Origin of the sequence: Pseudomonas sp. MBLB4136, from assembly GCF_051904765.1 — a bacterium.
GTDB lineage: Bacteria > Pseudomonadota > Gammaproteobacteria > Pseudomonadales > Pseudomonadaceae > Aquipseudomonas.
On record NZ_CP196713.1, the window covers coordinates 1,138,524 to 1,155,439 of the forward strand.

Sequence of the window (16,916 nt, forward strand, 5' to 3'; positions counted from 1 at the left end):
GGCGACAGCCTGGGCGCTCAGGCGCGTTCGGCCTGCAGCAGCGCCCGGCCTTGGCCCAGGTAGGCGGCCATCTCCGCCGCGGGCACCATGCTGCCGCCGGTGGCCCAGACCAGGTGGGTGGCGCGGGCCAGGCGCTCGGGCGTCAGCCCCAGGCGCTGGCGATAGCCCTGCTGTTCGCCCAGCACCTGCAGCATGCCCGGTACCCCGGCCAGCGCCGACGGCTCCAGGCGCTGGCCCTCGCTGCTTTCCATCAGCGCCAGCAGGCGGAACAGCTCCTCGTCGTCGATCGTGTAGTAGCCGTCGATCAGGCGCTGCATGGCGCGGCCGACGAAGCCGGACGGGCGGCCGACCGCCAGGCCGTCGGCGGCGGTGCGGTTGTCGATGCCGAAGTCCTGCACCGATACCGCCTCGTGCAGGCCGGTATGCACCCCGAGCAGCATGCAGGGCGAGTGGGTCGGCTCGGCGAACAGGCAGTGCACCGCATCGCCGAACGCCAGCTTGAGGCCGAAGGCCACCCCGCCGGGACCGCCGCCGACGCCGCAGGGCAGGTAGACGAACAGTGGATGCTCGGCGTCGACGCGGATGCCGGCGGCACGCAGCTGCTCCTTGAGGCGTTCGGCGGCCACCGCATAGCCGAGGAACAGGTCCGGCGAGTTCTCATCGTCGATGAAGTGGCAGAACGGATCGGCGCTGGCCTGCTTGCGCCCCTCGGCCACCGCCACGCCGTAGTCGCTGGCGTATTCGACCACGCTGACGCCGTGGGCGCGCAGTTTGTCCTTCTTCCACTGGCGGGCGTCGGCCGACATATGCACCGTGGCCTGGAAGCCCAGGCGCGCGGCCATGATGCCGATCGACAGGCCGAGATTGCCGGTGGAGCCGACGGCGATCCGGTGGCGCCCGAACAAGGCCTGGGCCGCCTCGCCATCGAGCGCCCGGTAGTCGCCCTCCAGGCGCAGCAGACCGGCGCCCAGGGCCAGGTCTTCGGCGTGCTTGAGCACCTCGTAGATGCCACCGCGGGCCTTGATCGAGCCGGAGATCGGCAAGTGACTGTCCTGCTTGAGCCACAGCGAGCCGTGCAGCGTCAGGCCGTAACGCGCGGCCAGGGCCGCCTGCAATTGCGCCACCGGGACCAGCGGCGACTCGATGATGCCGCCACTGGCCGCGGTCTCGGGGAAGGCCTGGGCGATGTAGGGCGCGAAGCGCGCCAGGCGTGCGCTGGCGGCGTCGACGTCGGCTTGGCTCAGACCGACGTCGCCCAGGGCCTCGGCCGTGGGGGCGATCCCCGGGTTGAACCAGCTGAGCGGCTGCAGCGCGACCAGCCGGGCGATCAGCGGGTAGTCCTGGAACCAGGTGGCGAGCGGTTTTCCGAGGGGCATGAGCGAACTCATCGAGAAGACTCCGAGGAGGATTGGGGCCACCTGGGCGATCCCGGTGGAGGCCCTATTAGACGCAGCAGTCGCTCTCCTGGCAAAGGATGCGTGTTCAGGCCATGGGTGATAACAGGTCAGCCACAAGCACAGTAAAAGGCCCGGCGAGTGCCGGGCGGGGGTGTCGCGCCGCCTTGGCTACGGCGGGAAAGGGGTGGACATCAGGGTGAAACGGCGGCGATCACTGAGATCTCCACCAAGAGCTCCGGGCTGGCCATCGAGGCCTCGACGCAGGCGCGCGCCGGGGCATGGCCGGCCGGCACCCAGTTGTCCCACACGGCGTTCATCTCGGCGAACAGGCTCATGTCCTTCAGGTACAGGGTGGCGGAGAGGATCTGCTCGCGGCTGCTGCCGACCGACTCCAGCAAGGTGTCGACCTTCGCCAGCATGGTGCGGGTCTGATCGGTTATGCCGGCGTTGCGGTCCTCGGCCACCTGTCCGCACAGGTAGACGGTGTGGTTGTGCACGACGATTCGGCTCATGCGCGCGCTGGTTTCGTAACGTGAAATGTTCATGACGACTCCTGTGTCGAGTGTGGGATGGGGATGCTTCGTGGTGGCCGCGCCGTTGTGCCGGGCGGTGCGAGGGGCCCGACCGGGCCGGGCAAGTCGAGTCGCTGGCTGGGCGTTGCGTTCGCTCGGGTTGCGCCGATGGCGCCGGCAACAGGCGGGGCTGAGCCCGCGCGGGCCTCAGCGAGGGTGCGGGGCCGCTCAGAGCGCGCCGAATACCTTCTTCGCCAGGCTGGTGGCCGCACCGGCGGGATTCTTGCGGATGCTCGCCTCCTGCTCGGCGATCATGGCGAACAGGCCGTCCAGCGCCTGTTCGGTGACATAGCCCTCGATATTGGCGTTCTTGGCGTCGAGCATGCCGAAGTTGGCCGCCTGGCCGGCGAAGGCGTTGTACTGCTGGGCCAGGCCGACCCGGTCGGTGGCCTGCTTGACGATGGGCAGGAAGCGCGCGCGAATCTGTTCGCGGCTGCTGCGGTCCAGGTACTGGGTGGCGGAGTCCTGCGGTCCGGTGAGGATGCCCTTGGCGTCCTGCACGGTCATCTTCTGCACCGCCTCGACCAGCAGCGCCTGGGCCTCGGGCACGGCAGCCTCGGCGGCGCGGTTCATGCTCAGCTCCAGCTGCTCGACCTGATTGCCCATGCCCATCAGCTTCATGGTCTGCGCCGCCTTGCCGAGGTTGCCCGGCAGCTCGATGCGTACCTGCGGGTTGTCGTTGAAGCCGCCGGGGGCGCCGAGCTGCCTGACCGCCACCTGGGCACCCTGGATCAGCGCGTCCTTGAGGCCGCCGCTGGCGTCCTGCTGGGTCAGGTCGGCGAGCGACAGGGCGAAGGCGCTGGCGGACAGGGCCAGGCCGGCGAGCAGTGTGGAAAGGCGCAGCATGGGGCGATCCTTTTGACGGAGGGCATGGGTCGAGCTTAGCGGAGCGGCAGGGCTGCGCAAACCCCGGCGTGGCGCCGCCCGGGCCGGTTGCAGGGCGGGCGCCCGCTATCCGCCGGCGCGGTGCCGCGGTTTGCGCTGGGGCGCCACAGGCGTTATTACTGAAAGGCCTTTACCGTTGCAAAGGCTGTCGACGCAATGCCCCAAGACCTCGAATTCAAGCTGCCCCCTGTGACCTGCAAGGAGGACGGCGAACCGCGCCGGGTCGGCATCGAGCTGGAGTTCACCGGCCTCACCCTGGAGCAGACCGCCGCCGCGGTGCAGGAAGCTCTGGGCGGTGAGCTGTCGCGAACCTCGGCCAGCGAGCGGGTTCTGCAGGTGGACGGCCTGGGCACCTTCAACATCGAACTGGACTGGGACTTTCTCAAGCGCCAGGCGCTCAAGGCCGAGGAGGAGGACGAGGGCGGCGCGCAGTGGATGGACCTGCTCAGCCAGGCGGCGAGCCTGGTGGTGCCACTGGAGGTGGTCTGTCCGCCCATCGCCATCGGCGAGCTGCATCGCCTGCACCGCATGGTCGACGGCCTGCGCCGGGCCGGGGCGGTGGGCACCGAGAATTCGCCACTGGCGGCCTTTGGCGTGCACCTCAACCCCGAGATACCGCGGCTCGAAGCGGCCACCATCGGTGCCTACCTGCGCGCCTTCGGCTTGCTGCAGTGGTGGCTGGTGGATGCCCATCGGGTGGACCTGTCGCGCAAGATCAGCCCCTACATCGACCTGTATCCGGAGGACTACGTGAAGTTGCTGGTCGAACAGGCGCCGCCCGCCATGGGGCAGCTGTTCGATGACTACCTCGAGCACAACGCCACGCGCAACCGCGCCCTGGACCTGCTGCCGTTGCTGGCGCAGATCGATGGCGAGCGGGTGCGCCAGACCGTGGTCGACCCCAAGATCAAGGCCCGGCCGACCTTCCACTACCGCCTGCCCAACTGTCAGATCGAGAAGGCCGACTGGTCCCTGGCCGGGTCGTGGAACCTCTGGTGGCTGGTCGAGCAGCTGGCCTCCCGGGAAGACGAGCTGCAGGCGCTCGGCGCGGCCTTCGTCGAGCATTGGCGGCCGCTGCTGGGGCTCAATCGTGGGGCATGGCTGGAGTACGTCGGACGATGGCTGAACGACCGCGGGTGGGGGTAACCGGCAACTCGCGCCGCTGGTCGCCGTCCTGGTGGTCGACCCGCCTGGCGCTGCGCCTGGCCGGCGCGCAGGCCGAGCGCATCAGCGTGCGCCATGCCGGCAGCGGCCGGCCGCTGAGCGCGCTGATCATCGGCGGCGGCGACGACATAGGGCCGGAGCACTACGGCGGCGAGATCACCGCCAAGGTGCGCAGCGATCCGGCGCGCGACGAGCTGGAGATGCGCTGGATCGAGCGGGCCCTGGAGCAGGGCATCCCGCTGCTCGGCATCTGCCGCGGCGCACAGCTGATCAACGTGGTGCTCGGCGGCAACCTGCACCAGGACATCCGCCCGATGCGCGTGCACACCTACAACCGCCCGGGCCTGCTGCCGACCAAGCAGGTGCGCGTCGATCCCGAGTCGAGGCTGGCCGGGCTCTGCGGCAAGCTCCGCCTGCGGGTTAACAGCCTGCATCATCAGGCGGTGCGCCACCCTGGCGAGGGGCTGCGGGTCGTGGCCTGGGACCTGGACAATATCGTCCAGGCGGTGGAGGCGGACGGCCGGCCGATCATCGGCGTGCAGTGGCATCCGGAGTACCTGTGCTACCTGCCGGCGCAGCTGGCGCTGTTTCGCTGGCTGGTCAGCGCGCGGGCATGAGGGGGCGGGCGCCGTGCGCATGATTTCCCCTCGCGTCGCCCTGGATACAAGTCGCTTGCCTTAGCGGCTCTTCACCTTTTCTTTACGAGCCTTTCACAGGCGCTGCGGCACAGTAACGCGGGCGTGTCGCCGTGAGAGACCGGTTCGCCCGGCAGTCAACGCGCCGCTGCTGTCGCCGTGGGTGATGCTCAGGGCCTTTGCCCGTGCGGCTTCGTCCAGGGGGCTCGATGCGGTCGGCGGCGCCCGTCCCTCGAACCCGCCAGCGCTCGCCGTCTGCCGGCAGCTGAACACCCTTTCCCCTATCCGTGAGCGGCAGTTACGCGATCGAGACGCTGCCGGCTCGCTGCGAGTCATATGACCATGAATAGACGAGTGCTGTGCTGCATCCTGACTTTCCTGCCGGGCATCGGCCTGGCGGCGCCCGCGCCGGATGCGTCGCGGTTTTCCTGGGAACACCTCGGCGCAGCCGCCGCTGGGGCGGCCCGGGAACCGGGCTCCTGGGGCCCCCTGGCTGCCGCCGTGGTGATCGCCGCGGGAGGCTGGGACAGGCAATGGCAGCATTCCGCAGCCAAGCATCAGTACCTGTTCGGCGAGGATGCCGAGGAGCGTAGCAACGACCTGATGGCCGCCAGCTCGCTGCTCTACGGCGTCAGCGCCCTGCTGGCGAAGCCGGCGGATGTCGGTGCCGCTCAGGTCTGGGAGTGGCGGGCGAGCAACCTGGCGGTGATGCTGGCCGACAAGGCCCTGGTCGACGGTCTGGTCGGTGAGTGGAAGAGCGCGTCCGGGCGCGACCGTCCGGACGGCATCGCCGACGATGCCTTTCCCTCCAGGCACAGCGCCACTGTGGCGACCCAGACCAGCCTGACCCGGCGCAATCTGGAGCATATCGACCTCGATCCCGACCTGCGCCAGCTGGCTTCCCTGGGGCTATACGGCGTCGACGGGCTGACCGCGCTGGCGCGCATCGAAGCGGACAAGCACTACCCGACCGACACCCTGGTCGGCATGGCCCTGGGCAGCTTTCTGGCCAACTTCAGCTACCGGCTGCTGCTCGAGTCGCCGCCCAGCCAGGACCTCAGCTTCGCCCTGCAGCCTTCGGCCGCGGGCCTGGCGCTTAGCACCCGTTTGCGCTTCTGAGTCGGCGCCCAGCTGGCCCCGAGGATTTTCACCGCCGATGCCCAGACCTGCTTTCGCCGGCGTGCTGCTGGAGTGGCGACGAATTTTTCACATCGCCCCGACATTCCGCCGACAGCGGCCCGCCTAGCCTGCGCACCTGTCCTGATTCTCGCCTAGGAACGATCGTGAACCACACTCGGCCAACCCCTGACGCTGCGCCCCCCTCGGCCGCCTGGACGCTCAGCGTCGGCCGCCCGCTGATGACCCTGCTGACGGCGCTCTGGCTGCTGCTGTTCAGCAACCTGTCGTTCTGGCGCGATGTCTGGCAGGGGGTGGGTGGCCTGGACAACGGCAACTGGCTGTTCCTGCTCAGCCTGCCGTTGTTCGCCTGGCTCTGGCTCTATCTGCTGCTCAGCCTGCTGGCCTGGGGGCGGATGACCAAGGCGGTGCTGGGCGTCATGCTGCTGGTCTCGGCGGTGGCCAGCTACTTCATGGGCCGCTACGGCATCGTTATCGACTCCAGCATGCTGACCAATGTGCTGCAGACCGACGGCGCCGAGGCCGCCGAGCTGCTCGGTTGGCGCCTGCTGGTCTGGCTGGCGCTGGTCGGTGGCTTGCCGCTGCTGGCGCTCAGCCGCCTGCGCAGCCGGCCGCGCGGCTGGCGTCGGGAGCTGGGCATCAAGCTGGGCAGCATGGCTTTGGCCCTGGTCTGCCTGCTGGGCATCGCCCTGAGCCAGTACCAGTCCTATGCCTCGCTGCTGCGCAACCACCACGAGCTGCGCCTGCTGCTGACGCCTTCCAATGTGCTGGCGGCGCTGCATGGCTACCTGCGCCGCGAGTTCCAGGCGCCGCCAAGCCTGCAGGTGATCGGCGCGGACGCCCATCGCCTGACCAGCGTCGGCGCCGCGCGCAAGCCGAGGCTCACCGTGCTGCTGGTCGGCGAGACCGCGCGGGCGGCGAACTTCTCGCTCAATGGCTATGCCCGCGAGACCAACCCGGAGCTGGCCAAGGCCGGGGTGATCAGCTTCAGCCACGTCAGCTCCTGTGGCACCGCCACGGCGGTGTCGGTGCCCTGCATGTTCCTCGAGGTCGGCCACGACCAGTACCGCGAGTCGATGTCGCGCAACCGCGAGGGCCTGCTCGACGTGCTGCAGCGTGCCGGGGTCAGGGTGTTGTGGCGCGACAACAATTCCGGCTGCAAGGGCGCGTGCGACCGGGTGCCGAGCGAGGACGTCTCGCACCTCGAGCTGGCCGATCTGTGCGCGGACGGCGAGTGCCACGACGAGGTGTTGCTCAGCGGCCTGCAGGGCTATCTCGACAAGCTGGACGACGACGCCGTGGTGGTGCTGCACATGAAGGGCAGCCATGGCCCGGCCTACTACAAGCGCTACCCGGCGGCCTTCGAGAAGTTCGCCCCGGTCTGTCGCAGCAACGAGCTGGACCAGTGTTCGAGCCAGAGCATCGTCAACGCCTATGACAACAGCCTGGCCTACACCGACCACGTGCTGGCGCAGACCGTCGCGCTGCTCAAGCGCAACGCCGCGCGCCTCGACACGGCCATGCTCTATGTCTCCGACCATGGCGAGTCCCTGGGCGAGGGCGGCCTCTACCTGCACGGACTGCCTTACGCCATGGCGCCCGACGAGCAGACCCATATCCCCATGGTGCTCTGGGTCTCGGAGGGCCTGCAGCAGCATGACGGCCTGCAGGCCCATTGCCTGGCGGGCCTGAAGGACCAGCGCCTGTCCCACGACAACCTGTTCCACTCGGTGCTGGGCCTGATGGCCGTGCAGACCTCGACCTACCGGCCCGAACGCGACCTGTTTCGCCAGTGCCTGGCGCCGCAGCAGGCCGCCGCGGAGCTGGACCGCGCGGCGAATGACGTCAACTAGCGCCGAGCCGCGCGTCTCGTCGGGCGGCGGCTCAGAGGCTGTCCTGGGCGTCCTCGCCGCGGTCCAGCGCCACCTGGCGGATCGACAGGCGCAGCTCGGCCGGCAGCACGCGCTTGGCGGCGCCCTCGACCAGCTCGCCCAGTTTCTCGTGGTGACCGAGCTTGCCGGCCTCGTCCTGGCGCAGCACGCCCTGTTCCTGCAGGGTCTGGATGAAGTGGCGGAACAGGCTCTTGTCGAAGAACTCCGGGGCATTGAGGCCGTGCAGGATCGACAGGCGCTGGGCCATCACCGTGCACAGGTCCTCCAGCTGCTCGGCGCTGATGACGTTCTGCCCGGCGTTGAGCAGCAGGGCGATGGCCATGTAGAAGCGCTGCAGGGTCTGGGCGATGGCCCGCGACAGCAGGGTCAGCAGGACGAACTGGCGCGAGCTCGGCGCCGGACGCACATAGACATCGTCCTCGACCTTGAGCAGGCCCTGCTCGACGAAGGCTTCCAGCCACTGATCGACGACGCTCTCCAGTTCCTCCACTTCCCAGCGGATAAACAGCTCGGCCTGCAGGTAGGGGTAGAGCGCCTCGGTGAAGCGCAGGATCTGCTCGCGGCTGATCCGCGCGCTGCTCTGGAAGAAGCTCGCCAGCAGCGCCGGCAGGGCGAAGATATGCAGCACGTTGTTGCGGTAGTAGGTCATCAGCACCGCGTTGTGCTCGTCCAGGTAGAGGATCTTGCCCAGGGCGTCGCGCTGCTCGGCGAGCAGGTCCATGCCCTTGACGTAGTCGATCAGCGCCTGGCCGTCGCCCTCCGGCAGGGTGGTGTGGGGCGAGTAGGGCACCCGGCGCAGCAGCGCCAGGTAGAGGTCGAGGACCCGCGCCAGGGCGTTGTCGTCCAGGGCCAGCTTGCTGGTAGACAGCAGCGCCAGGGCCACCAGGTTGACCGGGTTGACCGCCGCCGCCTCGTTGAGGCGTTGCGCCACCCGCGCGCCGAGGCGGCTGGTGGTGTCGTTCAGCCAGGCCGGGCGGAACTGCCCGGCGTAATCCTGCTCGCGCCAGCCCGGTTGCTGCTGGTCGAGGAACTCGGCCAGCTTGATCGGCTCGCCGAAATTCACCCAGACCTGGCCGAAGCGCTGCTTGAGCGCGCCGATGACCTTGAAGATGTCGAAGATCGACTCCTTCTTCTTGCTCGCCCCGCGCAACTCGCCCAGGTAGGTGCGGCCTTCGAGGACTCTTTCATAGCCGATATACACCGGCACGAACACCACCGGCAGGCGGTGGCTGCGCAGGAAGCTGCGCAGGGTGATGGCCAGCATGCCGGTCTTGGGCTGCAGCATGCGCCCGGTGCGCGAGCGCCCGCCCTCGACGAAGTACTCGACCGGGAAGCCCTTGCTGAACAGGCTGTGCAGGTATTCGTTGAACACCGCGGTGTACAGCGGATTGCCCTTGAAGGTGCGGCGCATGAAGAAGGCGCCACCGCGGCGCAGCAGGCCGCCGATCAGCGGCATGTTGAGGTTGATGCCGGCGGCGATGTGCGGCGGGGTCAGGCCGTTGCGAAACAGCAGGTAGGACAGCAGCAGGTAGTCGATATGGCTGCGGTGGCAGGGTACGTAGATCACCTCGTGGCCCTGGGCGACGTCCTGCACGCCCTCGATGTGGTTGACCCGGATGCCGTCGTAGATCTTGTTCCAGAACCAGCTGAGCACCAGCTCGAGGAAGCGGATGGCGGTGTAGGCGTAGTCCGAGGCGATCTCGTTGCCGTAGCGCAGCGCCTGGGCTTCGGCCTTTTCCAGGCTTATGCCGGCGCGCGCGCTTTCCTCGCTGATCGCCTGGCGTACCAGCGGGCCGTGCACCAGGCCCTTGACCAGGTTGCGCCGGTGCGACAGGTCCGGGCCGATGACCGCGCTCTTCTGGTTGCGGAAATGCACACGGAGCATGCGCTGGACCATGCGCAGGGTGCGCTCGTGGCCCTTGTCCTGCTCGACCAGCTCGCGCAGGTGAATGGGCGTGGAGAACTGCACGCGGGTCTTGCGCCCGAGGATCAGGATGCTGACCAGCCGGCGCAGGCGCCCGGTGACCGCCCAGCTGTCGGCGAACAGCAGCTTCCAGGGGCTGGTTTCGCGGTCCGGCGACTGCCCCCAGAACACGCTGACCGGCACGATCTGCGCATCGTCGACGGCGTTCTGCCGTAGCGCGCTCACCAGCCGCGCCAGGGTCGGCGAGCTGCCGCGCTTGTCCTGGCGGCCGAGCCAGTCCGGCTCCGGGGTCAGGTAGAAGAAAGCCGCCGGCTCCTCCAGGTCGCCGACCCGCACCGCCACTACCGGGCGCGGCAGGCCGGCCTTGCGGCATTCGCGGTCGACCACCGCCAGGTCGCTCAGCGACGGCTGCTGCAGCACGAAGAACACCGGCTTGCTGCGGTCGAGCTTGAGGGTGAAACCCGACTGGTTGATGGTTTCCGAGCGTACCCACAGGTACAGCAGGCGGCGCAGGGTGCCGAACACGAGGCGATGGAGCGGGGAGCGGGTCATACGGAATCTGCTGATGGTGTAAAACGAGCGATTGCTCGGGCCGGCTAGTGTGCCGTATCGCCGCCGCGCCGGCAAAAATCTTGTCGGGCGCCGCGCTGGGCGCGGCCGCGCAACATTTGCGCAAATTCCCGGTCTTGCACTGGCGAAGGCGGACTCCTTATAGTCCTGCGCGCATTCGAAGGGCCCGTCTCGCTGCTGTACGGGTAGCGGACAGGGTTTGACCGCGATGGTGAGAGACCATGATCGAGATAAGAAATCTTACGAAGCGTTTTGCACAGCACACGGCGGTGGACAACCTGTCCTTCCGCGTCCAGCCCGGTGAAGTGCTGGGCTTCCTCGGCCCCAACGGCGCCGGCAAGTCCACCACCATGAAGATGCTCACCGGCTTTCTCGCGCCGACCTCCGGCAGCGCCAGCATCCTCGGCTTCGATATCCAGAAGGACACCCGCCAGGCGCAGCGGCAGATCGGCTACCTGCCGGAAGGCGCGCCCTGCTACGGCGACATGACGGTGCAGGGTTTCCTGCAGTTCATCGCCGAGGTCCGCGGCTATCGCGGCCAGGAAAAGCAGCAGCGGGTGCAGCAGGCGGTGGCCCAGGTCGAGCTGGAGAAGGTCCTGGAGCAGTCCATCGAGACCCTGTCCAAGGGCTTCAAGCGCCGGGTCGGCCTGGCCCAGGCGATTCTTCACGATCCCAAGGTGCTGATTCTCGACGAGCCCACCGACGGCCTCGACCCGAACCAGAAGCATCAGGTGCGCAAGCTGATCCAGAGCCTGGCCCGGGACAAGATCGTGATCATCTCCACCCACATCCTCGAGGAGGTCTCGGCGGTCTGCACCCGCGCCGTGGTGATCGGCCACGGCCGGCTGCTGGCCGATGGCACGCCGCTGGAGTTGGAGAGCCGTTCGCGCTACCACCAGGCGGTGACCCTGCTGGCCGAGGAGCCGCTGGACCATGAGGCGCTGGCGGCGCTGCCCGGCGTGCTCGGGGTGGAGGCCAATGCCCTGGAGCACAGCCTCAGCGTGCTGGCCCGGCCGGGGGCGGTGATCTTTCCCCAGGTCAGTGGCTTGATCGCCGAGCGCGGCTGGAAGATCAAGGAGTTGAATGTCGAGCGCGGCCGCCTGGATGAGGTGTTCCGCAGCCTGACCCGCGGGGAGGTGGTATGAAGCAGTTGTCGGTGATCTTCAAACGCGAGCTGGCGAGCTACTTCGCCACGCCGCTGGCCTATGTGTTCATCGTGATCTTCCTGGTGCTGTCCGGGGTGTTCACCTTCTACCTGGGCGGCTTCTTCGAGAGCGGCCAGGCCAACCTGGCGCCGTTCTTCAACTTCCACCCCTGGCTGTACCTGTTCCTGGTCCCGGCCATCGCCATGCGCCTGTGGGCCGAGGAGCGCAAGTCTGGCTCCATCGAGCTGCTGATGACCCTGCCGATCAGCCGCTTCGAGGCGGTCACCGGCAAGTTCCTCGCCGCCTGGGTGTTCGCCGGCCTGGCGCTGCTGCTGACCTTCCCGATGATCATCACGGTCAACTACCTGGGCCAGCCGGACAACGGCGCGATCGTCACCGGCTACCTCGGCAGCTGGCTGCTGGCCGGCGCCTACCTGGCCATCGGCTCGTGCATGTCGGCCCTGGCGAAGAACCAGGTGATCGCCTTCATCCTCGCGGTGGGCCTGTGCTTCCTGTTCATCGTCAGCGGCTTCCCCATGGTCCTCGACGCCTTCAGCGGCTGGGCGCCGCAATGGCTGGTCGATGCCGTCGCCTCGTTGAGCTTCCTGACCCGTTTCGATGCCATCAGCAAGGGCGTGATCGACCTGCGCGACCTGCTGTATTTCCTCACCCTGATCGCCGCCTGGCTGGCCGCGACCGCGGTGGTCATCGACCTGAAGAAAGCCGACTGAGGACGCGCCCATGAAAAAGCTGATGGTATCCAGCGCCGGGCTTGTGCTCATCGCCCTGGCGTTTCTCGCCTTCAACCTGGTCTCCGGGCTCAGCCTGAGCGGCGCCCGCCTGGACCTGACCGAGCAGAAGCTCTACACCATTTCCACCGGCACCGAGCAGATCCTCGGCAGCCTGGAGGAGCCGATCGAGCTGAGCTTCTTCTACTCCGACAACACCGCCAAGGACCTGCCGGCGCTGCGCACCTACGCCAGGCGCGTCGAGGAAATGCTCAAGGCCTACCAGCGCGAGGCCGGCGACAAGCTGAAGCTGCAGATCATCGACCCGGCGCCGTTCTCCGAGGACGAGGACAAGGCCGCCGAGTTCGGCCTGCAGGCCATCCCGCTGCAGCAGGGCGGCGACTCGCTGTACTTCGGCCTGGCCGGCAAGAACGCCCGGGGCGACACCCAGGTCATCCCGTTCTTCGCCCTGGATCAGGAGGAGTTCCTCGAATACGAGCTCAGTCGCCTGGTGCAGAGCCTGGCCGAGCCCGAGCGGCCGGTGGTCGGCGTGCTCTCGGGGCTGCAGATCAACGGCGGCTTCGACATGATGGCGCGCCAGCCGACACCGCCGTGGATGGTCATGGAGGAGATCCGCCAGCTGTTCAAGATCGAGAGCCTGAAGCGCGACATCGACGCAATCCCCGAGCAGGTCTCGGTGCTGCTGCTGGTGCACCCGAAGCAGCTGCCGCAGCAGACCCTCTACGCCATCGACCAGTTCGTCCTGCGCGGCGGCAAGCTGCTGGCCTTCGTCGACCCGTTCAGCGAGGCCGACACCCAGGCCGAGATGCCCGGGGAGATGGCTGTCGACAAGTCCTCCGACCTGGCGCCGCTGTTCAAGGCCTGGGGCCTGCGCATGCTGCCCGATCAGGTGCTCGGCGACGGCGCCTACGCCATGTCCGTGAGCATGGGCCAGGGCGCGCGCCCGGTGCGCCACGCCGCCTGGCTTAGCCTGCCGAAGAATGCCCTGGATCAGGACGACATCAGCACCGCGGCGCTGGAGAACCTGACCGTGGCCAGCGCCGGCATGCTCGAGCCGCTGGAGGAGGCTAAGACCTCCTTCATCCCGCTGGTGCAAAGCTCGCCGTACGCCATGCCGTTCGATGTGAAGCGTTTCGGCCTGCTGCACAACCCCGAGGAGCTGATCCGCGACCTGCAGCCGACCGGCGAGCGCTACACCCTCGCCGCGCGCATCAGCGGTCCGGTGCAGTCGGCCTATCCGGACGGTATCGAGGGGCGCAAGGACGGCCTCAAGCAGGCGGACAACATCAACGTCATCGTGGTCGCCGACACCGACCTGCTGAGCGATCGCATGTGGGTGCGGGTGCAGGACTTCTTCGGCCAGCGCATCCCCCAGCCCTGGGCGGACAACGCCGGTTTCGCGATCAACGCCCTGGACAACCTGGCCGGCTCCGAGGCGCTGATCAGCGTGCGTTCGCGCGGCCGCTTCAGCCGCCCGTTCGAGGTGGTCGAGGCGCTGCAGCGCGAGGCCGAGGCGCGCTTCCGCGAGAAGGAGCAGACCCTGCAGGCACGCCTGGCCGATACCGAGCAGAAGCTCGCGGCGCTGCAGCGCAACGACGACCCGAGCACGACCCTGGAGCTGACTCCGGAAGAGCAGGCCACGGTGCAACAGTTCCTCCAGGAGAAGCTGAAGATCCGCAAGGAACTGCGTGAGGTGCGTTATCAGCTCAACGCCGATATCGAGGCACTGGGGCGAACCCTGAAGTTCGTCAATATCGCCCTGATGCCGTTGGCGTTGACGCTCGGGGTGCTGGCCCTGTGGCTGTGGCGTCGCCGCCGCCACGGCTGACGGCCATCTCGCGGGTCGGGCGGCGCCACGCCCGACCCGTCGGCAGGGTACCGGGCGAGCACCTGGCATGTCTTGTAAATAACGCTGCAGGCCTTGTCCTGTATGGCCTGCAGCCCATCCCAAAAAGTGCTTTTCAGGCCCCGGGCTTGCTTTATACTCCGGCAGCGGTCGTTGTTATAACGCCATCGTCAATACCCGCTCCTCGCTTACTTCGGCCAGGGTCGGATACGACTGGAGCAACGTTTGCGCCGGACCGTCGAAGCGCCTTTACGGGACAATAAAAAACTGCGAGTTGGAGAGTGTAGTAATGGCTGATCGTGAGACTGGAACCGTCAAATGGTTCAATGATTCCAAGGGATATGGCTTCATTCAGCGCGAGAGCGGCGCCGATGTGTTCGTGCACTATCGGGCTATCCGCGGTGAGGGCCACCGCTCCCTGGTCGAAGGGCAGAAGGTCGAGTTCGCCGTGACCCAGGGTCAGAAGGGCCTGCAGGCCGAAGACGTGTCCGCGCTCTGAGCGCCGGCGCCACAGTAAAAAGCCCGTCATCGACGGGCTTTTTTGTGCGCGGCTGAAAATGGCGGCCGGGCTCAGCCGGTGCGCCAGGTGATCTCCTCGACGCCATCGGCGCTGATGCGCATCCAGCGGTCGGCCTGCTCGTCGCTTTCCTCCTCCTGCCAGCCGCCGGGGGCGCAGCGCACCTCGACCTGCAGCGCGGCGAAGGCCGCCTGGGCGCAGGCCAGGTCGTCCGCCCAGGGCGTGGCGTCACTCTCCAGATAGAGGCTGTGCCATTTGCCGACGGCCTTCGGCAGCCAGGTCACTGGCACTTCCCCGGCGCGGCATTTGAAGGTCTGGCCCTTCTGTTGCCAGGGGGTGCAGGGGCCGAGTGCCTGCCCCAGCCATTCGGCGACGGCCTGGTGCTCGGCGTCCTTCAGGTAAATCTCGATATCCGGTTGGCGCATGGGGCAGGTCCCTAGAGTTTCTCGATCCAATCGTAGCGTATGGCGACGGTCACCTCGAACGGCGCGGCGATCACCGCGTTGCGCCGCTCGACGCTGGCGCGCCAGCCGTGGGGGGTCATGGCCAGCAGGTCGGCGCGGGCTTCGGCGCTGTCCAACTGCAGGGCGAAGCGCAGGGTTTCGCTGTGGGCCAGGCGCATGCCGTCGGGGATCAGTTCCAGATGCTTCTGATCGTCATAGTCGCGCACCTGGTCATAGAGTTTCTGGCGCAGCTCCAGCAGATGCTCGCGGCTCGGGCCCATGCGCAGCAGGCCGCCGCCGGGGGCGAGCAGGCGCCTGGCCTCCTGCCAGTCGAGCGGGCTGAATACGCTGGCCAGCAACTGGCAGCTGGAATCGCTCAGCGGCACCCGGGCCATGCTCGCCACCAGCCACTCGAGCTGGGTTGCGCGCTTGCAGGCGCGCTTGACCGCCTCGCGGGAGATGTCCAGGGCATAGCCCTGGGCCTGGGGCAGGGCCTCGGCGATCCGCGCGGTGTAATAGCCCTCGCCGCAGCCGATATCCAGCCAGCGGGCCGGGTTTCGCGCGGCGGCCAGTTCGGCCAGGCGCGTGGCCAGGGGCGCGTAGTGGCCGCCGTCGAGAAAGCGCCGCCGGGCCTCGACCATGGCGGCGTTGTCGCCGGGGTCGCGGCTGTTCTTGTGCTGCACCGGCAGCAGGTTCAGGTAGCCCTGGCGGGCGCGGTCGAAGCGATGGCCGGCCGCACAGACCACGCCGTTGTCGACCGCGCCCAGGGCGCCCTGGCAGATCGGGCAGGTGAGCATCAGGCGAGCAGCTTGACGAGGGTCTGGTAGTAGATCTCGGTCAGCACATCCAGGTCGCTGGCCAGCACCCGCTCGTTGATCTGGTGGATGGTTGCGTTGACCGGGCCGAGCTCGACCACCTGGGTGCCCAGGGTGGCGATAAAGCGTCCATCGGAAGTACCACCGGAGGTCGAGGGCGTGGTCTCGCGCCCGGTCACCGCCTTGATGCTGGCAGCCACCGCATCGAGCAGGGCGCCGGGCTCGGTGAGGAACGGCAGGCCAGACAATGCCCACTCCACGTGGTAGTCCAGGCCGTGCTTGTCGAGGATGGCTTCGACGCGCTTCTGCAGGCCCTCGACCGTGGACTCGGTGGAGAAGCGGAAGTTGAAGATCGCCTGCAGCTCGCCGGGAATCACGTTGGTCGCGCCGGTGCCCGAATTCAGGTTGGAGACCTGGAAGCTGGTCGGCGGGAAGAAGGCGTTGCCGTCGTCCCAGTGTTCGGCGGCCAGCTCGGCCAGGGCCGGGGCGGCCAGGTGGATGGGGTTCTTGGCCAGGTGCGGGTAGGCCACGTGGCCCTGCACGCCGCGCACCGTGAGCTTGGCGCCGAGGGAGCCGCGGCGGCCGTTCTTGACCACGTCGCCGACCAGCGAGGTGCTCGAGGGCTCGCCGACGATGCACCAGTCCAGGCGTTCCTGGCGCGCCGCCAGGCGCTCGATCACCGCCTTGGTGCCATGCTGGGCCGGGCCTTCCTCGTCGCTGGTGATGAGAAAGGCGATGCGCCCCTTGTGCTTGGGGTGGTCGGCGACGAAACGCTCCACCGCGATGATCATCGACGCCAGGCTGCCCTTCATGTCGGCGGCGCCGCGGCCGCAGAGCATGCCGTGTTCGTCGATCAGGGCGTCGAACGGCTGGTGCTGCCAAGCCTGCAACGGGCCGGTCGGGACCACGTCGGTGTGGCCGGCGAAGCACAGCACCGGACCGTCCTGCTCGCCGTGGCTGGCCCAGAAGTTGTCCACCTCCTCGATGCGCATCGGCTCGACCGCGAAGCCGACGGCTTGCAGGCGGCGCATCATCAGCTCCTGGCAGCCTTCGTCGACCGGCGTGACGGACGGGCGGCGGATCAGGTCGCAGGCGAGTTCCAGGGTGGCGGAAAGGGTCGGCGAGGGGGCGGTCATTGCGGCTCCAGGGCGGGGTCTAGCGGAAAGGCCGCCATCTTAAAGCAAAATGTCGTTCGATGGCCGCCGTCAGGCGCCGCAGTTCGTCC

General features: G+C 68.0%; 15 protein-coding genes. 8 read left to right on the forward strand and 7 right to left on the reverse strand.

The genetic code is table 11. The annotated features are described in order from the left end of the window. Nucleotides 1-17 precede the first annotated feature (17 nt). From dsdA to ACSX1D_RS05055, 3 genes are all read right to left on the reverse strand, one after another. Nucleotides 18-1,376, reverse strand: coding sequence for a D-serine ammonia-lyase (dsdA, locus tag ACSX1D_RS05045; RefSeq protein WP_439861250.1), 1,359 nt, complete (start codon nucleotides 1,374-1,376; stop codon nucleotides 18-20). A 212-nt stretch (nucleotides 1,377-1,588) separates the two neighbouring features. Next, a complete protein-coding gene (locus ACSX1D_RS05050) occupies nucleotides 1,589-1,942 on the reverse strand; it encodes a RidA family protein (protein WP_439861251.1) in 354 nt (117 codons plus the stop codon). Between the two features lie 195 nt (nucleotides 1,943-2,137). Next, a complete protein-coding gene (locus ACSX1D_RS05055) occupies nucleotides 2,138-2,815 on the reverse strand; it encodes a DUF4197 domain-containing protein (protein WP_439861252.1) in 678 nt (225 codons plus the stop codon). 195 nt (nucleotides 2,816-3,010) lie between these two features. Between ACSX1D_RS05055 and ACSX1D_RS05060 the strand changes: the two genes are divergently transcribed. The 4 genes from ACSX1D_RS05060 to ACSX1D_RS05075 all read left to right on the forward strand — a co-directional run bounded on the left by ACSX1D_RS05060 (nucleotide 3,011) and on the right by ACSX1D_RS05075 (nucleotide 7,643). Then, on the forward strand, nucleotides 3,011-4,000 hold the full coding sequence (locus ACSX1D_RS05060; protein WP_439861253.1) for an amidoligase family protein: 990 nt from the start codon (nucleotides 3,011-3,013) through the stop codon (nucleotides 3,998-4,000). Continuing rightward, nucleotides 3,973-4,635, forward strand: coding sequence for a gamma-glutamyl-gamma-aminobutyrate hydrolase family protein (locus ACSX1D_RS05065; protein WP_439861254.1), 663 nt, complete (start codon nucleotides 3,973-3,975; stop codon nucleotides 4,633-4,635). Before ACSX1D_RS05060 ends, ACSX1D_RS05065 begins: the two co-directional genes overlap by 28 nt. 360 nt (nucleotides 4,636-4,995) lie before the next feature. Then, on the forward strand, nucleotides 4,996-5,772 hold the full coding sequence (locus ACSX1D_RS05070) for a phosphatase PAP2 family protein (protein WP_439861255.1): 777 nt from the start codon (nucleotides 4,996-4,998) through the stop codon (nucleotides 5,770-5,772). 164 nt (nucleotides 5,773-5,936) lie between these two features. Next, nucleotides 5,937-7,643, forward strand: coding sequence for a phosphoethanolamine transferase (locus ACSX1D_RS05075; RefSeq protein ID WP_439861256.1), 1,707 nt, complete (start codon nucleotides 5,937-5,939; stop codon nucleotides 7,641-7,643). 31 nt (nucleotides 7,644-7,674) lie between these two features. On the opposite strand, the gene plsB is transcribed toward ACSX1D_RS05075, so the two are convergent. Continuing rightward, a complete protein-coding gene (gene plsB / locus ACSX1D_RS05080) occupies nucleotides 7,675-10,158 on the reverse strand; it encodes a glycerol-3-phosphate 1-O-acyltransferase PlsB (RefSeq protein ID WP_439861257.1) in 2,484 nt (827 codons plus the stop codon). Between the two features lie 239 nt (nucleotides 10,159-10,397). Between plsB and ACSX1D_RS05085 the strand changes: the two genes are divergently transcribed. The 4 genes from ACSX1D_RS05085 to ACSX1D_RS05100 all read left to right on the forward strand — a co-directional run bounded on the left by ACSX1D_RS05085 (nucleotide 10,398) and on the right by ACSX1D_RS05100 (nucleotide 14,415). Beyond that, on the forward strand, nucleotides 10,398-11,321 hold the full coding sequence (locus tag ACSX1D_RS05085; RefSeq protein ID WP_439861258.1) for an ABC transporter ATP-binding protein: 924 nt from the start codon (nucleotides 10,398-10,400) through the stop codon (nucleotides 11,319-11,321). Next, on the forward strand, nucleotides 11,318-12,052 hold the full coding sequence (locus tag ACSX1D_RS05090) for an ABC transporter permease subunit (RefSeq protein ID WP_208708774.1): 735 nt from the start codon (nucleotides 11,318-11,320) through the stop codon (nucleotides 12,050-12,052). Before ACSX1D_RS05085 ends, ACSX1D_RS05090 begins: the two co-directional genes overlap by 4 nt. A gap of 10 nt (nucleotides 12,053-12,062) precedes the next feature. After that, entirely contained in the window at nucleotides 12,063-13,898 is a 1,836-nt protein-coding gene (locus tag ACSX1D_RS05095; RefSeq protein ID WP_439861259.1) for a GldG family protein, read from the forward strand. Nucleotides 13,899-14,205: 307 nt separating this feature from the next. Beyond that, complete coding sequence (locus ACSX1D_RS05100; protein WP_208708776.1) at nucleotides 14,206-14,415, forward strand: cold-shock protein; 210 nt, start codon at nucleotides 14,206-14,208, stop codon at nucleotides 14,413-14,415. Nucleotides 14,416-14,486: 71 nt separating this feature from the next. Here the strand turns inward: ACSX1D_RS05100 and ACSX1D_RS05105 are convergent, their stop codons facing one another. From ACSX1D_RS05105 to dapE, 3 genes are read right to left on the reverse strand one after another with little or no spacing between them, the layout of a single operon-like run. Further along, nucleotides 14,487-14,858: a hypothetical protein gene (locus ACSX1D_RS05105; RefSeq protein ID WP_208708777.1), complete on the reverse strand. Its 372-nt coding sequence runs from the start codon at nucleotides 14,856-14,858 to the stop codon at nucleotides 14,487-14,489. Nucleotides 14,859-14,869: 11 nt separating this feature from the next. After that, nucleotides 14,870-15,673 (reverse strand): putative RNA methyltransferase, encoded by an 804-nt coding sequence (locus ACSX1D_RS05110; protein ID WP_439861260.1) that lies wholly within the window; start codon nucleotides 15,671-15,673, stop codon nucleotides 14,870-14,872. Continuing rightward, nucleotides 15,673-16,827: a succinyl-diaminopimelate desuccinylase gene (gene dapE / locus ACSX1D_RS05115; protein ID WP_439861261.1), complete on the reverse strand. Its 1,155-nt coding sequence runs from the start codon at nucleotides 16,825-16,827 to the stop codon at nucleotides 15,673-15,675. The genes ACSX1D_RS05110 and dapE overlap by 1 nt, the downstream gene beginning before the upstream one ends. Between the last annotated feature and the right edge of the window lie 89 nt (nucleotides 16,828-16,916).

What these genes read in the sequence shown, in the direction of transcription:
- dsdA (WP_439861250.1), bottom strand. Translation starts at nt 1,376, where the DNA reads ATGCCCCTCGGAAAACCGCTCGCCACCTGGTTCCAGGACTACCCGCTG.
- ACSX1D_RS05050 (WP_439861251.1), bottom strand. Translation starts at nt 1,942, where the DNA reads ATGAACATTTCACGTTACGAAACCAGCGCGCGCATGAGCCGAATCGTC.
- ACSX1D_RS05055 (WP_439861252.1), bottom strand. Translation starts at nt 2,815, where the DNA reads ATGCTGCGCCTTTCCACACTGCTCGCCGGCCTGGCCCTGTCCGCCAGC.
- ACSX1D_RS05060 (WP_439861253.1), top strand. Translation starts at nt 3,011, where the DNA reads ATGCCCCAAGACCTCGAATTCAAGCTGCCCCCTGTGACCTGCAAGGAG.
- ACSX1D_RS05065 (WP_439861254.1), top strand. Translation starts at nt 3,973, where the DNA reads ATGGCTGAACGACCGCGGGTGGGGGTAACCGGCAACTCGCGCCGCTGG.
- ACSX1D_RS05070 (WP_439861255.1), top strand. Translation starts at nt 4,996, where the DNA reads ATGAATAGACGAGTGCTGTGCTGCATCCTGACTTTCCTGCCGGGCATC.
- plsB (WP_439861257.1), bottom strand. Translation starts at nt 10,158, where the DNA reads ATGACCCGCTCCCCGCTCCATCGCCTCGTGTTCGGCACCCTGCGCCGC.
- ACSX1D_RS05085 (WP_439861258.1), top strand. Translation starts at nt 10,398, where the DNA reads ATGATCGAGATAAGAAATCTTACGAAGCGTTTTGCACAGCACACGGCG.
- ACSX1D_RS05090 (WP_208708774.1), top strand. Translation starts at nt 11,318, where the DNA reads ATGAAGCAGTTGTCGGTGATCTTCAAACGCGAGCTGGCGAGCTACTTC.
- ACSX1D_RS05095 (WP_439861259.1), top strand. Translation starts at nt 12,063, where the DNA reads ATGAAAAAGCTGATGGTATCCAGCGCCGGGCTTGTGCTCATCGCCCTG.
- ACSX1D_RS05100 (WP_208708776.1), top strand. Translation starts at nt 14,206, where the DNA reads ATGGCTGATCGTGAGACTGGAACCGTCAAATGGTTCAATGATTCCAAG.
- ACSX1D_RS05105 (WP_208708777.1), bottom strand. Translation starts at nt 14,858, where the DNA reads ATGCGCCAACCGGATATCGAGATTTACCTGAAGGACGCCGAGCACCAG.
- ACSX1D_RS05110 (WP_439861260.1), bottom strand. Translation starts at nt 15,673, where the DNA reads ATGCTCACCTGCCCGATCTGCCAGGGCGCCCTGGGCGCGGTCGACAAC.
- dapE (WP_439861261.1), bottom strand. Translation starts at nt 16,827, where the DNA reads ATGACCGCCCCCTCGCCGACCCTTTCCGCCACCCTGGAACTCGCCTGC.